This is a genomic window from Blastococcus sp. SYSU DS0533 (genome assembly GCF_054050775.1).
This window is the reverse complement of sequence record NZ_JBJGZZ010000002.1, coordinates 141,451-157,261: the sequence shown is the minus strand read 5'-3', so window position 1 is coordinate 157,261 and position 15,811 is coordinate 141,451. Positions and strand designations below refer to the sequence as shown.

The following is a 15,811-nucleotide window of genomic DNA, read 5'->3' as shown; positions in this document are numbered from 1 at the left end:
CGGTGAGGTCTTCCCCCGTGGCGCGCCGGCTCACCTTCGCAGCCTGGGCTCTGCCGTGCGCCGCTGCCGTGGCGGCGTCCGGCGAGCTGTCGGTGGCTGCGCTCGTGGCGGTCGGCACCGCCGGCACCGTCGTCGTCGTCGCGGCGTCGCTCCGGCGTGCGGGCGAGGCCGCTCCACCGGTCGGGCCGCGAGGGCTGCCATGGCTCGCCCTCGCGACCGCCGCCGTGTCCTGGGAACTGGTGACGCTGGCCGACGCCGCGCTGCCGACGGCGAGCGATCTCGCGGATCCCCTCCTCGCATCACCGTTGCTGCGCGGCGCCGCCACCGTGGCCTGGCTGGCCCTCGGCGCCTGGCTGCTCGACCGCCCACGGCGTCGGTCACGACCATGACGGACGCTGCACTCGGCAGCGCAGCCGTCTTCCTGGGGTTGCTCGGCGTCGCTCTGGTGATCGAGGTGTGCGCCCGCCTCGGGCACGGTCCGGCCACGGCGGCTGAGGCCCTGGAGGCTGCGATGCGGACGACTCCCGGCCGTGCGGTCGTGCTGCTCACGTGGCTCTGGGTCGGGGTGCACTTCCTGGCCCGTTGATGCGGCGGCACGGGCGGCCGGGAAGAGCTGCGGAGGTCCATCGGGCGCGCTGGACGCCTGACCGCGTGGGAGGGTGTCGAGCGTGACGTCGCCCGGCGCCCCCAGGTGGACCGTCCACTCGTTGTACCAACCCGTCGTCGACCTGCTCGACGGCACGCTCGTCGCCGTCGAGGCCCTGTCCCGGGGAGCCCCGGGACCGCAGGAGCCCGCCGCAGCGCTGTTCGCAGCGGCACGGGCGTCCGGCGCGCTGGTCGACCTCGACGAGGCCTGCCTCCGCTCCGCCCTGCAGGGTGCCGGGCAGGGTGCCGGCGCCGTCACGGTGTTCGTCAACGTCGAGCCGGCCACGCTGTCGGCCCTGGGCCCGCGGCGGCTGTCGGCGCTGGCGGACGTGGTGGCGGAGAATGTCCGTGTCGTCGTGGAGGTCACCGAACGCGACCTCCTCGAGCGGGCCGCCGAACTGGTCCGTGGCGTGCAGGTCCTCCGCGACCTCGGCTGGGGCGTGGCCCTGGACGATGCCGGTGCAGAGCCCAAGGGGCTCGCGCTGATGCCGTTCCTGCGGCCCGACGTGATCAAGCTCGATCTCGCCCTGGTCCGCGGGCACACGACGTTGCAGACCGCCGCGGTGGTCAACGCGGTACGCGCCGAGGCGGAGCGGTCCGGCGCGGTCCTCCTGGCGGAGGGCATCGAGACCGAGCGGCACCTCGACCGTGCCCTGGCCATGGGCGCCCGGCTGGGCCAGGGCTGGATGTTCGGACGTCCCGGTCCACTGCCCACCGGGGGCATGTCCCCGCTCCCGCTCCCGCTCCCGCCGCCACGTGCGCGTGGCGCCCGGCCCGGGGAGGTCTCCCGGACGCCGTTCGCGGTGCTCGCCGCGACCTCGGCCGTGCAGCGTGCCACCGTTCCCCTGGTCGCCTCGATGACCCGCCAGCTGGAACGGCAGGCCCTGCTCCTCGACGAGCAGACGGTCGTCCTGGCGAACTTCCAGAACGCGCAGGCCATGACCCCGGCGACCCGGCGACGGTACGAGTCGCTGGCCAGCCTCTCGGCGCTGACCGCGGTCACCGGTGCCGGGATGCCCGACGAACCCGCACCCGGCGTCCACGGCACCGCTCTGGCAGCCGACGACCCGCTCACGGAGCAGTGGGTGGTGGTCGTCGTCAGCCCGCACTTCGCCGCTGCTCTCGCCGCCCGGGACGTGGCCCCCGGGGACGACGGCGCAGAGGACTGGCCGACCGGGCGGGACGCCCGCCCGGGGCGCCGGCTGGAGTACGTCCTGACCTACGACCGCCGGCGGGTCCTCGACGCTGCGGGGCTCCTGCTGCAGAAGGTGCGTCCCACGTCCGGCGCCACGGCCGCGCCGTCGCCCGTCGCGCGGCACACCCCCGCGCAGTGCGCCGCGCGGGTACCGCCGGGGGCGCTACCGGACCTGCTCCTCCGCGCGATCGCGACGGCCAGCAACGGCATCGTGATCGCCGACGCGCTCCTGCCGGACCTCCCCCTGGTCTACGCCAACGCGGCCTTCCTGGAGCTCACCGGCTATTCCGAGGAGGAGGTGCTCGGCCGCAACTGCCGCTTCCTGCAGGGCCCCGCCACCGACCCGAGCCAGGTGCAGCCCATCCGGCGCCGGATCCTCGCCGGGCGGGACGTGCACGCCGTCCTGCTCAACTACCGGCGCGACGGCTCGACCTTCTGGAACGAAGTGCACATCAGCCCGGTCACGGGCCCGGCCGGCGAGATCACCCACTTCATCGGCAACCAGCTCGATGTCACCACCCGAGTCGAACGCGAGCGACGGACGGCCTACCTGGCCCACCACGACGAGCTCACGATGCTGCCCAACCGGAGCCACATCCTGGAGCACCTCAACCTGGAGCTGCGACGTGCGCGGCGGAGCGGCACGAGCGTGGCGGCCCTCATGGTGGATCTGGACGGGTTCAAGAAGATCAACGACAGGTTCGGCCACGCGGCCGGGGACTCTGCGCTGACCTGGGCCGCCCGCCGCCTCCGGTCCGCGGTGCGCGCCGGTGACCTGCTCGGGAGGATCGGGGGCGACGAGTTCCTCGTCGTGCTCGCCGGCCTCCCCCCGGTAGGACGACCCCCGGCAGGAACCGCACATGGCCTCTCGGCCGAGGAGACCGTCCACCGGGTCCGCGAGCACCTCCACGCCGCCCTCGACGACCCGTTCGAGCTGGCCGACACCACGGTCCGCCTCCGCGCCAGTTCCGGGGCCGCACTGTTCCCCCTCGACGCCGGCGAGGCGGCGGAACTGATCGCGCACGCCAACGCCGCCATGTACCGGCACAAGGCCGGCAGCTGACCGCGGGCGTCCCCGGACGGGCGAACGGCTCCGGCTCCGGAGGTGTGCTCACGGCGACATGCGGGCACCCCGGGGGGCGGTCCGCGCCCGCCGCGGCCCGACGGCGGCGAGGCCACGTCGCTCCGCCTCGTCCCCCGTGCGCGGGTGCGCCGACGGCGAGAGGAGGGTGCCGTGACCTCGGCGCCACGCGTCCCATGAGCGGGGGCGACGCAGCTCCCGGGCACCGGCCACCCCCGGCCCGGCCTGCTGGCCGGCAGCCGAAAGGGCCGCCCCGGCGGCATCCCGCCCTCGTCCAGCCGCCGACGGACGTCGCCGAGGACACCCGCGGGCTGGACAGGGTGGTGTTCGGCGTCGCCGCGGTGCTGGCCCTCGTGCTCGTGATCTGGGGCTTCCTGTCCCCGGGCACCCTCGGCAGCACGTCCAGCGCCGGCCTGAGCTGGGTGGTGCACAACGTCGGCTGGTTCTTCGTGCTCCTGGCGACGGCCATCGTGGTCTTCGTGCTGTGGCTGGGGGCGAGCAAGTACGGCCGGATCCCGCTCGGCCGGGACGACGAAGCGCCGGAGTTCCGCACGATCAGCTGGATCGCGATGATGTTCAGCGCGGGCATGGGCATCGGCCTCATGTTCTTCGGGGTCGCCGAGCCGCTGGCGCACTTCGTGGAGCCGCCGCCCGGCACCGTCGAGGGCGGGACCGACGACGCCGTGCGCACCGCGATGGCGACCACGCTGTTCCACTGGACGCTGCACCCGTGGGCGATCTACGCGTTCATGGGCCTGGCCGTCGGCTACGGGGTCTACCGGCGAGGTCGCAGGCAGCTGCTGTCGTCGGCGTTCGTCCCGCTGTTCGGCCGCGACGTGTCGGAGCGGCCGGCGGGGAGGGTGATCGACACGCTGGCCGTCATCGCCACCCTCTTGGGCACCGCGGCGTCGCTCGGCTTCGGTGCGCTGCAGATCGGGAGCGGGGTGCAGCTCATCGGCTGGGTCGGCGAGGCCGGCAACGCGGTCATCCTGGTGATCCTGGCCGTCCTGACCACGGCGTTCGTGGTGTCGGCGTTCACGGGCATCGCGAAGGGGATCCAGTACCTGTCGAACATCAACGTCGTGCTGGCCTTCACCCTGGCGCTGTTCGTGTTCGTGCTCGGCCCGACCGTCTTCATCCTCAACGTGGTGCCGACCGCGCTCGGCGCCTACTTCGACCAGCTGGCCGACATGGCGGCGCGCACCGAGGCCGTGGGCGGTGACGCCATGGCGACCTGGCTGTCCGGGTGGACGGTCTTCTACTGGGCGTGGTGGATCTCCTGGACGCCGTTCGTCGGGATCTTCATCGCGCGCATCAGCCGGGGGCGGACGATCCGCCAGTTCGTCACCGGTGTGCTGCTGGTGCCGAGCGTGGTGAGCGTTCTCTGGTTCGCGGTCTTCGGCGGCGCGGCGATCGACGTGCAGCGCGCCGAGGGGGGCCTGGCCGGGCGGTCTTCCACGGAGGCCCAGCTGTTCGGGCTGCTCGAGGGGCTGCCGCTGTCCAGCATCGCCACGGTCCTCGTCATGCTGCTGATCTCGATCTTCTTCATCACCGGTGCCGACTCGGCGTCGGTGGTCATGGCCTCGCTGTCCGAGCGCGGGAATCGCGAGCCCCGATCGAGGGTCGTCATCTTCTGGGGCGTGCTCACCGGTTCGGTCGCGGCGGTGATGATGCTTGCCGGGGGCGACGAGGCGCTCCAGGGCCTGCAGAACCTGACGATCATCGGCGCGGTGCCCTTCGCCGTCGTCATCGCGGTGCTCATGGTGTCGCTCGCCAAGGACGTGCGCAGCGACCCGGCGATGGTGCGCCGGACGGTCGCCCTCGAGGCGGTGCGGCAGGCCGTCGTCGACGGCCTGACCCGGCACGGTGACGACTTCGTGCTCGCGGTGGAGCACGCGGACGAGGCCGACGGCACCCGCGACCGCGGCCCGGCAGCGGGAACCGCACCGACGCGGACAGCGGAGCACCGGACGGGGTCGGAGGGCCGGACGCTCGGTGACGTCGACTCCCCCGTGCCGTTCCGGCGGGGAGCCGACGACCCGGGGTAGACGAAGGGCGCCGCCATCGACGACGAGTTCGTCGACATGGTCGTCGAGGTGCCGCGCGAGACCGGGCCGGGACGCCCCGCGCGCGGTCCGGCGGCTGGACGGCACCCTGCGCACCACCACCGCCGGGAACGCCAGCCGCGGATGACCGACCCGCTCGGCCCCTGCACCTCTCCGGCGAGCTCTCGCTGCAGTGGACGGTACGGGCGTGCAGGTGCACGCCGACGGCGCAGACCTGCGGGCCGTCGCCGAGTTCGTCGGCGCCTTCGTGGCCGCGTCCGGGAGGCGGCCACCGCGCGGACGGGGGTGACGCCCGCCGCGGCCGTGATGTCATCGCCGCCGGGCGCGGCCGCCGTCGGCCTCCCCGGGCCACGGCGACCGCTCCTCGGCGAGCCGGTCGGCGAACAGCGGCGGGAGGTAGCGCAGCATCAGCGCCGACCACACCACGTGGGTGAGGACCGGCGCCTGGATGCCCCCGGTGATCCGGCGCTGCTGCGCGAACAGCAGGCCCATCGGCACGCTCGCCAGCACCAGCGCCGGGTTGCGGGTGGCGGTGGTGGCCAGCCCGTACACCGCGGTCGTGACCAGGACCGGCCGCCTGGTGCCCGCGGCCGCGTAGAGCGCCCCGCGGAAGAACACCTCCTCCGCGACGCCGTTGGCCAGCGTCGTGGTGGCGACGAGCGGCGCCGATCCCTGGTCGGCGTAGCGGAGCACCGACCCGATCGCCCGCTCCAGGACCGGGATCCGCCGGGCGACCAGCGCCGCGGCGTAGAAGATCCCGAACGCCCCGACCCCGGAGGCGATCGGCGTGAGCACCGGCCGCTGAAGCTGGTCACCGGGCCCGAACGTCCGCCCGAGGTGCAGCGGTCCAGACGCGAGCCCACCGACCACCCAGGTGCCGGCGACGCCGAGGGTCAGCCCGTAGAACCGCGGCGACCCCGGCGGCGTCGAGAGCGAGAACCCGAGCAGCGACGCGCCGGTGACCGCGACCGCGCCGGTGACGCGCCGCCGCCGCCGGAATGCCTCGTCGGACTCCCGGTGGTCGCGCGGCACCCTGCGCAGCAGCGGCAGGACGGCCCGGTGCGCCCGTGCCCGCAGCGCCCGGGACACCCCGTCGCGGTTCACCGCCGCGCTCCCCGGCTGAGCCACCCGCCGCGCCGTTCCCCCACCTGCCGCCGGCGCTCCCGCGCCCGTTCGACGAGCGCGGTCATCACCATCTCGTCGTAGTCCACCGGCTCGAACGGGACCACCGAGCGGATCGCGTCGTCGGTGACGACGACCTCGATGGTCATCGAGTCGATGAGCGACCGGCCGGTGGTGACGTCGACGTCGGTCACCAGGGCCAGCCACCGGGAGGACAGCTGCGGGCTGAGCAGCGGCACGGGGACGACGAACAGGTGCCGGTTCTGGATGTCGGCGACCCGGGTCAGCATCTGCAGGTAGGTGAGCACCTCCGGGCCACCCACCTCGAACACCCGCCCTTCGGCGTCCGGGGCGTCGAGGACGCCGACCAGGTACCGGACGACGTCGGCGACCGCGATCGGCTGCGTCCGCGTGCTCACCCACCGCGGGGTGACCATGGCCGGCAGGTGGGCCACGAGCTGGCGGGTCATCTCCCACGACACCCCACCGTGGCCGACCACGATCCCCGCCCGCAGCACCGTCACCGGCACACCGGTGCCGCCCAGCAGCACCTCGACCTCGCGACGGCTGCGCAGGTGTCGCGACAGCCGGTCGCCGTCCCTGCCGAGGCCGCCGAGGTAGACGATCCGACCCACCCCGGCCGCGGCGGCGGCCCGGGCGAAGGCCCGCGCCGCCTCGGCGTCCTTGCGCTCGAAGTCCGGATCGCCCAGCGAGTGCACGAGGTAGTAGGCGGCCTCGCAGCCGTCGAGCGCCGCCCGCAGCGACGCCTCGTCCCCGACATCGCCGGTGACCGGGGTGCCGGCGCCGGCGTAGCGCTCCGGCCGCCGGGTCATCGCCCGGACGTCGTGGCCCGCCTCGTCCAGCGCGGTGGCCAGCCGGCCGCCCACGAACCCGGACGCGCCGGTGACCAGGATCCTCACCGGCCCAGCCTGCCCCGGGTGCGCGCCGGACGCGATTCCTCGGGGCCGGGCAGCAGCCCCGCAGCTCTCAGGCGCGCGGGTCGCGACCGCGGGGCTGCGTGGGCTCGCCGAGCAGCGGGGCCGGGGCACGCAGCGGTAGCCGCACGGGTGCTGCGGCCGTGACCCCCACGGCCACGCCGTCCACGACGACCGTCACCGGCTCGTCGCCTTGCACCAGCGTGACCGTGCTGCCCTCACGCGTCGTCTCCACGCGGAGGAGCCGGCCGCGCCAGGTGATCGAGTAGGCGGTGCGGGAGATCGAGGAGGGCAGCAGCGGTGCGATCTCCAGGTCCTCGTGGTCCTCCCGGAGGCCGCCGAGGCCGGCGGCGAACGCCAGCCACGCCCCGGCGAGCGAGGCCAGGTGCAGGCCCTCCGCGGTGTCACCCCGCAGGTCGCGCAGGTCGACCAGGGCGCACTCGCGCAGGTAGCGCAGGGCGAGATCGGGATGCTGCGCCTGGGCGCACACCACCGCCTGCACGGCGGCCGACAGGGAGGAGTCCCGCACGGTGCGCGCCTCGTAGTAGTCGAGATCGCGGGCCACCTCCTCCGCGGTGAACTCGTCCCGGCACCACCACAGCGCCTGCACCAGGTCCGCCTGCTTGAGCACCTGCCGCCGGTAGAACCGGGCGTAGTGGTGGTGCTGCTCGATCGGGTAGCTGTTCGACTCGGCCTCGAACGGCCAGTCCGCGTACGAGGTGAAGCCCGCGTTCATGGGGTGCACCCCCAGGCCCTCGTCCCACGGCACGCAGACCGCGTCGGCCGCCGACCGCCAGGCGGCCATCTCGGCGGGGTCCACGCCCAGGGCCGACGCCTCCCGCTCCAGCCGTTGGCAGGCGACGGCGGCGCGACGGAGGTTGGCCCGGGCCATCAGGTTGGTGAAGACGTTGTCGTCGACGACGCCGGTGTACTCGTCCGGCCCCGTGACGCCGAACAGGTGCCAGGCCCCGGTGACGTCCGCGTGGCCCATCGACATCCAGGCCCGAGCGGTCTCCACGAGCACCTCGAGGCCGCCGACCGAGGTCAGCTCGTCACCGGTGGCGTTCTCGTGGAGCCAGAAGGCGCGCGCGACATCGGCGTTGACGTGCACCGCCGCGGTGCTCGCCGGCCAGTATGCGGAGACCTCCGGACCGCTGATCGTGCGCCAGGCGAACACCGCACCCGCCACCCCGAGCGTCCGGGCACGGTCGCGGGCGTGGTCCAGGGTGCCGGCCCGCCACCGGAGCAGCCGGGCCGCCGAGTCCGGCTGCAGCAGCGTCAGCGCCGGCAGCACGAACCCCTCGACGTCCCAGAACGTGTGCCCGCTGTAGCCCATGCCGGTCAGCCCCTTGGCCCCGACCGGCGCCCCCGAGATGCAGGCTGCGGAGCAGAACACCTGGAAGACGTCGTAGCGCAGCGCCTGCTGGAGCTCGGGATCGCCGTCGACCTCGACGTCCGCGGTCGCCCAGAACTCGTCGAGCACCGTGCGCTGACCCGCGAGCAACCCGTCCCACCCCAGGTCGAGCGCGGAGTCCACCGCTGCCGACGCCTCGCCGACGAGGGAATCCCCGCCGGCGTCCTCCGACCAGACGTACCCCACCACCTTGGTCAGCCCGAGGGGCTGGCCGGCGGCGAGGTCGGCGGCGACCGTGGTGACGACCCGCTCGCCGTCGGCCTCCGTGGTCACCCGCCCGCCGTCGGCCCGGTGGTCGACCGCGGCCGCGACGGTGATGCCGGAGCGGCGGGTGCGGGAGGCGAAGGCACCACCGGTCGCCGTGCGGGCGCACAGCAGCGGCTCGAAGGCCCGGTCCAGGCACTCGGCGACGCGCGGGTCGTCGTTGGCCACCCCGGTGGGCGTGATCGCCCCGCTGACCAGCTCGGAGCGCACCACGACGTGCGCAGGCCCGTCCACGGCACGGACCTCGTAGCGCACCGCGAGCACCGATCGCTCCGCCAGCGAGACGAGCCGCCGGGAGGTGACCTCGACGGTCGTGCCGCGCGGCGTCCTCCAGCGCACCCGGCGGTCGAGGGTCCCCGCGCGCAGGTCGAGCGTGCGCTCGTGCACCTCCGGGCGGACCTCGCGCACGTCGAGCGGGACGCCGTCGACCAGCAGCCGCACCGGTGTGCCGTCGGCGACCGTGAGCAGCGCCTGCCCCTCCTCCGGGTGCCCGAAGCCGCCCTCGGGGTAGGACAGCGGGTGCGTCTCGTACACGCCGGACAGATAGGTGCCGCGCATGCCGTACGGCTCGACCTCGTCGAACGTCCCCCGGATCCCGACGAAGCCGTTCGACAGGGTGAAGAGGGACTCTGCGGCGGCGAGCGTCCTGGTGCCCACGCGCGGCTCGCGGACGCACCACGGGTCCGCGTCGAGTGTCGGAGCGGTCACGTCAGTCCCTCACGTCGTCCGGTGCGCGGGGTCGCCCGCATCTCCCCCCTGGTCCTACCGGTCGGCTCACCGGGGCGCGATCCCGGGCCGGCCTCCGAGGCGGCCCGGCCGGGTGCCTGCGGCACAATGGCCCGGTGTACGCGCCGCCCTGCGGGGTAAGCGCGCCCGACGAGGGTGGCGCACGAGGACGGCGGCCGCCCGCCGCACCTCACGAGTGGACCTGATGACCGGCAACGCCACGCACCGCTTCAGCAACACCGCGATCCTCACCGTCCAGACGGCGGACGCATCCCAGATCATCACCTCGGCCGCCCTCGACGAGCAGCTGGGTGACACCTACCAGCGCGTCGGGCTGCGGCCCGGGCTGCTGGAGCGGCTCGCCGGCATCAGGGAACGCCGCTGGTGGGCCGAGGGCACCTCGTTCGTCGAGGGCGCCGCCACCGCGGGCGCCAAGGCGATCAGCGAGAGCGGCGTGGACCCGGCGCACATCGGGCTGATGGTGAACACGTCGGTCAGCCGCAAGCACCTCGAGCCCTCCACGGCCGTGGCCGTGCACGACGCCCTCGGGCTGCCGAGCTCCTGCCAGAACTTCGACGTGACCAACGCCTGCCTGGGGTTCATCAACGGCATGGAGCTGGCCGCGGCGATGATCGACGTCGGGATGGTGCGGTACGCCCTCGTCGTCAACGGCGAGGACGCGCGGCCGGTGCAGGAGCGCACCATCGACCTGCTCAACCGGCCCGACACCGTGGCCAAGGACGTCATGGGGCACTTCGCCACCCTCACCCTCGGCTCCGGGGCGGTGGCCATGGTCCTCGGCCGGGCCGACGAGCACCCCGAGGGCCACCGGCTGGTCGGGTCCGTCAGCCGGGCCGCGACCCGGCACCACGGGTTGTGCACCGGCGACAACGACGGGATGCACACCGACCTCAAGGGCCTGCTCGACGCCGGGCTCGCCCTGTCCGGGGAGCTCTGGGCGGACGCCGGAGCCGAGTTCGACTGGGCGCGGGGCATGGAGCGCTACGTCATCCACCAGGTCTCCAAGGTGCACACCGGGGCGCTGTGCGACCGGTTCGGCATCGACCGGGCTCGGGTGCCGACGACCTTCCCGACCCGGGGCAACCTCGGCCCTGCCTCGGTGCCGTTCACGCTGGCGGGCGAGGCCGGCACCCTTGCCGACGGCGACCGCGTGCTGCTGATGGGGATCGGCTCCGGCCTCAACGCCTGCTGCCTCGAGATCGCCTGGTGACGGCGAGCTCACCCGTCGAGCTGCCGGGGCTGGACCCGTCCTGGTCCCGGTGGGTCACCGTGCCCGGCGGGGACGGCGAGGAGCACCGCTGGCACGTCCTCGACAACGGGGTCCAGGACCCGGTCGGCACCCTGCTCTGCGTCCACGGCAACCCGACCTGGTCCTACCTCTGGCGCCGCCTCCTCGCAGCAGCCCCACCGGGGTGGCGGGTCGTCGCCCCCGACCAGCTCGGCATGGGATGGTCCGACCGACCTGCCGCACCACGGACGCTGGCCCAGAGGGTGGCCGACCTGGGGGCCCTCACCGCCGAGCTGGGCGTCGGCGGCCCGGTCGTGACCGTGGCCCACGACTGGGGCGGGATCATCTCCCTCGGCTGGGCCCTGGAGCACCGGCCGGACGTGCGGGGCGTCGTCCTCACGAACACCGCCGTCGCCATGCCCGAGGGCGACCTCGGGCCCGCGCTGATCCGGCTGGCGCACGCGCCCGGCCTGCGCACCGTCGTCACCCAGGCCAGCTCGGTGTTCGTCCGCGGGGCGACGGCGCTGTCCCTGCCTCCGCTCCCCCGGGAGGTCCGCCGGGCCTACGCGCAGCCCTACCGCTCGGCCGAGCGTCGCCGGGCCGTGGGCGAGTTCGTCGCCGACATCCCCTTCCGGCCGGGCCACGCCTCCCGCCCGGCCCAGGAGGCGATCGCGGAGGGCATCCGCACGCTCGACGTCCCGGCCCTGCTGCTGTGGGGTCCCCGGGACCCGGTCTTCGGCGAGAAGTACCTGGCCGACCTGCGCGAGCGGCTGCCCCGGGCGGACGTGCACCGCTTCGAGGGCGCCTCCCACCTCCTCCCCGAGGACGCCCCGCAGTACGCCGAGGCGGTGGCCACGTGGGTGACCGACACGTTCGCGGGGCCGAGCGCTCCGGACCCGGCACCGGGGCGGGCACCGGCCGAGCCGGGACGCCCCTGGGCCGCCCTGGCCGACCGCGCGGACGACGGGTCCCCGGCCGTCGTGGCGGCGGGCGGGGCCTCGGTCAGCTGGGCGCAGCTGGCCCGCCGGGTCTCCGACCTCGCCGCCGGCCTGGCCGCGGCCGGCGTCCGCCCGGGAGACCGGGTGGCGCTCCTGCTGGAGCCGTCCGCCGACCTGACGGCAGCGGTCTACGCCACCTGGCGCGCCGGAGCCGTCATCGTCGTCGCCGACAAGGGCCTCGGCCTCCGGGGCATGCGGCGCGCGCTGCGCGGCGCGGCGCCCGACCACGTCCTCGGCAGCGCCTCCGGGCTGGCCGCCGCGCGGGCGATGGGCCTGCCCGGGGCGCGGATCCTGGCCGGCGAGGCATCGGCGCGGCTCCGCCGGGCCCTCGGCGCCGAGCACGACCTGGCCTCGCTGGAGGCGCTCGGCCGGACGTCGCCCGCGCCGGCGGAGGCGCCGCTGGACGCCGACTGCGCGGTCGTCTTCACGTCCGGGGCCACCGGCCCGGCCAAGGGCGTCGTCTACACCCAGCGCCAGGTCGGCGCGCAGCTGGAGCTGGTCCGGACGGCCTACCGCCTCGCACCGGGCGACTCGCTGGTGGCCGCCTTCGCCCCCTTCTCCGTCCTCGGACCGGGTCTCGGCATCGCCTCGTCCGTCCCCGACATCGACGTCACGGCGCCCGCGACGCTCACCGCCGCGAAGCTGGCGGACGCCGCGGCCGCGGTGGACGCCACCGTGGTGTTCGCCGCTCCGGCCGCGCTGCGCCGGGTCGCCGCCACCTCCGCGGAGCTGACCGCGGAGCAGCGCTCGGCGCTCGGCCGGGTCCGGCTGCTCATGTCGGCCGGGGCGCCCGTACCGGCTCCCCTGCTGCGCACCCTCCGAAAGACCTTCCCGGCGGCCGACCCGCACACGCCGTACGGCATGACCGAGGCGCTGCCGGTCACCGACGTCTCCCTGGCCCAGATCGAGGCCGCCGGGCCCGGGAACGGGATCTGCGTCGGCCGCCCGGTGCCCGGGGTCGAGGTCCGCCTCAGCCCGCTGTCGGCGTCGGGCGTCTCCGACGGCCCGCTCACGACCTCTCCCGGCGTCACCGGCGAGGTCGCCGTCCGCGGGCCGCACGTGAAGGACCGCTACGCCGACCTGTGGGTCACCGAGCGTGCGGCCGGCCGCGACCCGGGTTGGCACCGGACCGGGGACGTCGGGCACCTGGACGGCGAGGGGCGGCTCTGGATCGAGGGCCGCCTGGCGCACGTGGTCACCACCGCGGAGGGTCCGGTGACCCCGGTCGGCCCGGAGCTCCGCATCGAGGCCGTGGACGCCGTCGCCGCCGCGGCGCTCGTCGGCGTCGGCCCGGTGGGCGCCCAGGTCGCCGTGGCCGTCGTCGTGCCAGCCGGCGGCCGCCGGCGCCGGCCGCTCCGGGTCGCGCCGGCTGCTCGGCGGCTCGCCGTGGCGCCGGAGGACCTCACGGGGACGGTGCGGGACGCGGCCGGGGTCGACCTCGCCGCCGTGCTCGTGGCCGGCGCGCTGCCGGTCGACATCCGGCACCAGTCGAAGGTGGACCGGGCGGCGCTGGCCCGCCGGGCGACCCGGGTCCTCTCCGGCACGCCGGTCCGGTGGGGGGCCCGGCGCGGGAGCACGGCGTGAAGGTGCTGGTCACCGGCGCGAGCGGGATGCTGGGGCGGGCGACCACCCAGCGGCTGCTCGCCCGCGGGGACGAGGTGACGGTCCTGCAGCGCCGTCCCGCCGGCCTGCCCTGCGCCGAGGTGCTCGGAGACGTCGCCGAGCCCTCCGTCGTGGCGCGCGCCGCCGCGGGGCAGGACGCCGTCGTCCACCTCGCGGCGAAGGTCGACGTGACCGGCCGGTGGGGCGAGTACGCCCGGGCCAACATCCAGGGGACGAGGAACGTCGTCGCCGCCTCCGCCGCCCAGGGCGTCGGGCGCCTCGTGCACGTGTCCTCCCCCTCCGTCTCGCACGCCGGGTCCCCGCTGTTCGGCGCCGGGGCCGGCCCCGCCGACCCGGCGCGGGCGCGCGGCTCCTACTCCCGCTCCAAGGCGGTGGCCGAGCAGGTGGCGCTGGACGCGGACTCGGCCGCCCTCGCCGTGCTCGCCGTCCGCCCGCACCTGGTGTGGGGGCCGGGCGACGAGCAGCTCGTGGCGCGGATCGTCGCGCGGGCCAGGGCAGGTCGTCTCCCCCTGATCGGCTCGGGGGCAGCGCTGATCGACACGACCTACGTCGACAACGCCGCCGCCGCCCTGGTCGCCGCCGTCGATGCCTGCGGGCCGGTGCACGGCGAGGCCCTGGTGGTCTCCAACGGCGAGCCCCGCCCGGTGGCCGAGGTCCTCCGGCGGCTGTGCGCGGCGGCCGGCGTGCCCGGCCCCCGGGGCCGGGTGCCGGCGCCCGCGGCCTGGCTGGCGGGGGCCATGCTGGAGGGGGTCTGGTCGGCGAGCGGCCGGCGCTCGACCCCGCCGCTGACCCGGTTCCTCACCGAGCAGCTGACGACGGCGCACTGGTTCGACCAGCGGCGGACCCGGGCCGCGCTCGGCTGGCGGCCGGAGGTCGGCCTGGACGAGGGGTTCGCCCGCCTGGCCGCCTGGTACGGCAGCGCGGACCTGGCTGCGGACCTCGGTACCGGCGCCGTCGGCGGCGTCCAGCCGGCAGCCGCGTCCGGGTAGCGGGCACCCACCGGCCCGGGCGCGGACACCGCCGCGCCCGGGCGACGGGTAGCGGGGGTGGATGCCGCCCGCGACTGCTCCCGATGACGCCGGCGACCTCGAGGCGGTGCTCGCCGAGGTCGCCGACCGGACCCGTCACCTCGCCGAGGAGGGCGTGGTCCAGGGGCAGCCCGAGGAGCTCCCTCGGCCCAGTCCACCCGTGATCGCGAGCGTGGTGGAGGTGTTTCGGGACCCACGGCGCCCCCTGGTTGGTCGGCGGGGCCGGCCGCGGCGGGACAGCGGCGCCTGTCACGACGCGGGCATCAGGCCCTGCCGCAGCTCGTCCAGGGCCTGCGCGAGATCCACCCGCGGCGTCCAGCCCCACCGGTGCGCGCGGTCGGCGCGCAGCTGCCCGGTCCACACCGGCTCGTCGGTCCACTCGGGGTCGACGCCGAGGGCGTCGGTCACCGTGCCCAGGTAGTCCCGCCACGTCGCCGGCTCGCCCGCCACGATGACAGGGGTCGTGCCGCCGGCCACGGGGCCCTGCTCCGGGTCCTCGGCGGTGCCGACGGCGCCGGTGGCGACGTCGGCGATCAGCGCCGCGAGGTCGTCGACGTGCACCCACGCCCAGGTCTGGGCGGGGTTGGCCCGGTTCTGGCCGTCGCGGACGGCCCGGGGCCGCAGCGTGTTCCAGACCGACGTCTCGCCGGCCCCCAGGATCGCCGGCGGGCGCACCAGCACCGTCGTCAGCCCGCCCACCTGCGCGAGCGCGGCGTCGGTGGCGTTCTTGGTGTCGGGGTAGTCGCCGCTGCCCTCGGGGAGCAGCGGGCTGTCCTCGGCGACGTCCCCGATCCCGGCCGAGCGGTCGTAGACGCCGGCCGTCGACAGGTGCACGAGCCGGGCGACGCCGGCGTCCCGGGCGGCCCGCGCGATCACCGGGGTGCCCTCCACCCCGACCTGGTGCTGCACCTGCCGGGGCGAGCCCATGGGGTGCACCGTCGTCACGACCGCGTCGGCGCCCTGCGTCACCGCGCGGGCGAGGTCCTCGTCGGCGAAGTCGCCGACGTGCTCGGTGACGCCGTCCAGCACGGGTGCGCTCCCGGCGCGACGGACGACGGCGCGCACCTGCGCCGACCGCTCGGCGAGTGCGCGGCACACCGCGGTGCCCACCAGCCCGTTCGCACCGGTCACCACGACGACGGGAGAGGGAGATGCCATGGCCTCCACCCTGCCAGCGGCCGCACGGCGGCGCCTGATCTGCGGATCCCTGGATCAGCGCCGCAGGACCGCTGCGGCTCCCACGTACGCCGCGGCCGCGCCGTCCGGGTCGTGCAGCTCGCCGGGCCCCTGCACGGCTGCCCGGCGTCGTGCCGCCCGGGCCGTCGAGGACGAGACCGTCGTGGAGCAGCGCCGCTCCTGGAATACCTCGCGAACCGTCTGGAGGGCCACGCCGGGCCAGCCCGGTCGACCGCGTGAGCGGTCGACCGGGACCCGGTTGACGAAGAGGGCAGCTGCACGGCCGGGC

At 75.6% G+C, this 15,811-nt stretch carries 11 protein-coding genes; 7 read left to right on the top strand and 4 right to left on the bottom strand.

Going from position 1 to position 15,811, the window contains the following annotated elements; all coding sequences use genetic code 11:
- The first annotated feature begins 2 nt into the window (after window positions 1-2).
- The 4 genes from ACI79W_RS03825 to ACI79W_RS03810 all read left to right on the top strand — a co-directional run bounded on the left by ACI79W_RS03825 (window position 3) and on the right by ACI79W_RS03810 (window position 4,969).
- The gene (locus ACI79W_RS03825; protein ID WP_456560745.1) at window positions 3-389 is read left to right on the top strand and encodes a hypothetical protein; all 387 of its coding nucleotides are present in this window, start codon (window positions 3-5) and stop codon (window positions 387-389) included.
- Complete coding sequence (locus ACI79W_RS03820) at window positions 386-586, top strand: DUF6186 family protein (protein WP_456560744.1); 201 nt, start codon at window positions 386-388, stop codon at window positions 584-586. Before ACI79W_RS03825 ends, ACI79W_RS03820 begins: the two co-directional genes overlap by 4 nt.
- A 121-nt stretch (window positions 587-707) precedes the next feature.
- Window positions 708-2,903 carry a diguanylate cyclase domain-containing protein gene (locus tag ACI79W_RS03815; RefSeq protein WP_456560743.1) on the top strand — a complete coding sequence of 732 codons (2,196 nt, stop codon included), beginning with the start codon at window positions 708-710 and terminating at the stop codon, window positions 2,901-2,903.
- A 338-nt stretch (window positions 2,904-3,241) separates the two neighbouring features.
- Entirely contained in the window at window positions 3,242-4,969 is a 1,728-nt protein-coding gene (locus ACI79W_RS03810) for a BCCT family transporter (RefSeq protein ID WP_456560742.1), read from the top strand.
- Between the two features lie 327 nt (window positions 4,970-5,296).
- Here ACI79W_RS03810 and ACI79W_RS03805 read toward each other — a convergent pair whose 3' ends face one another.
- The 3 genes from ACI79W_RS03805 to ACI79W_RS03795 all read right to left on the bottom strand — a co-directional run bounded on the left by ACI79W_RS03805 (window position 5,297) and on the right by ACI79W_RS03795 (window position 9,430).
- On the bottom strand, window positions 5,297-6,091 hold the full coding sequence (locus ACI79W_RS03805) for a CPBP family intramembrane glutamic endopeptidase (protein ID WP_456560741.1): 795 nt from the start codon (window positions 6,089-6,091) through the stop codon (window positions 5,297-5,299).
- Window positions 6,088-7,029, bottom strand: coding sequence for an NAD(P)H-binding protein (locus ACI79W_RS03800; protein WP_456560740.1), 942 nt, complete (start codon window positions 7,027-7,029; stop codon window positions 6,088-6,090). Before ACI79W_RS03800 ends, ACI79W_RS03805 begins: the two co-directional genes overlap by 4 nt.
- Before the next feature lie 67 nt (window positions 7,030-7,096).
- Complete coding sequence (locus tag ACI79W_RS03795) at window positions 7,097-9,430, bottom strand: glycoside hydrolase family 65 protein (protein ID WP_456560739.1); 2,334 nt, start codon at window positions 9,428-9,430, stop codon at window positions 7,097-7,099.
- Between the two features lie 223 nt (window positions 9,431-9,653).
- On the opposite strand from ACI79W_RS03795, the gene ACI79W_RS03790 reads away from it, so the two are divergent.
- Genes ACI79W_RS03790 through ACI79W_RS03780 form a run of 3 tightly spaced genes read left to right on the top strand, consistent with a single transcriptional unit; the run spans window position 9,654 to window position 14,307 of the window.
- Window positions 9,654-10,679 (top strand): 3-oxoacyl-ACP synthase III, encoded by a 1,026-nt coding sequence (locus ACI79W_RS03790; RefSeq protein WP_456560738.1) that lies wholly within the window; start codon window positions 9,654-9,656, stop codon window positions 10,677-10,679.
- Window positions 10,676-13,279, top strand: coding sequence for an alpha/beta fold hydrolase (locus ACI79W_RS03785; protein ID WP_456560737.1), 2,604 nt, complete (start codon window positions 10,676-10,678; stop codon window positions 13,277-13,279). The genes ACI79W_RS03790 and ACI79W_RS03785 overlap by 4 nt, the downstream gene beginning before the upstream one ends.
- Window positions 13,276-14,307: an NAD-dependent epimerase/dehydratase family protein gene (locus ACI79W_RS03780; protein ID WP_456560736.1), complete on the top strand. Its 1,032-nt coding sequence runs from the start codon at window positions 13,276-13,278 to the stop codon at window positions 14,305-14,307. Before ACI79W_RS03785 ends, ACI79W_RS03780 begins: the two co-directional genes overlap by 4 nt.
- A gap of 288 nt (window positions 14,308-14,595) precedes the next feature.
- Here the strand turns inward: ACI79W_RS03780 and ACI79W_RS03775 are convergent, their stop codons facing one another.
- Window positions 14,596-15,504, bottom strand: a complete 909-nt coding sequence (locus ACI79W_RS03775; RefSeq protein ID WP_456560735.1) for an NAD-dependent epimerase/dehydratase family protein — start codon at window positions 15,502-15,504, stop codon at window positions 14,596-14,598.
- Between the last annotated feature and the right edge of the window lie 307 nt (window positions 15,505-15,811).

What these genes read in the sequence shown, in the direction of transcription:
- ACI79W_RS03820 (WP_456560744.1), top strand. Translation starts at nt 386, where the DNA reads ATGACGGACGCTGCACTCGGCAGCGCAGCCGTCTTCCTGGGGTTGCTC.
- ACI79W_RS03790 (WP_456560738.1), top strand. Translation starts at nt 9,654, where the DNA reads ATGACCGGCAACGCCACGCACCGCTTCAGCAACACCGCGATCCTCACC.
- ACI79W_RS03775 (WP_456560735.1), bottom strand. Translation starts at nt 15,504, where the DNA reads ATGGCATCTCCCTCTCCCGTCGTCGTGGTGACCGGTGCGAACGGGCTG.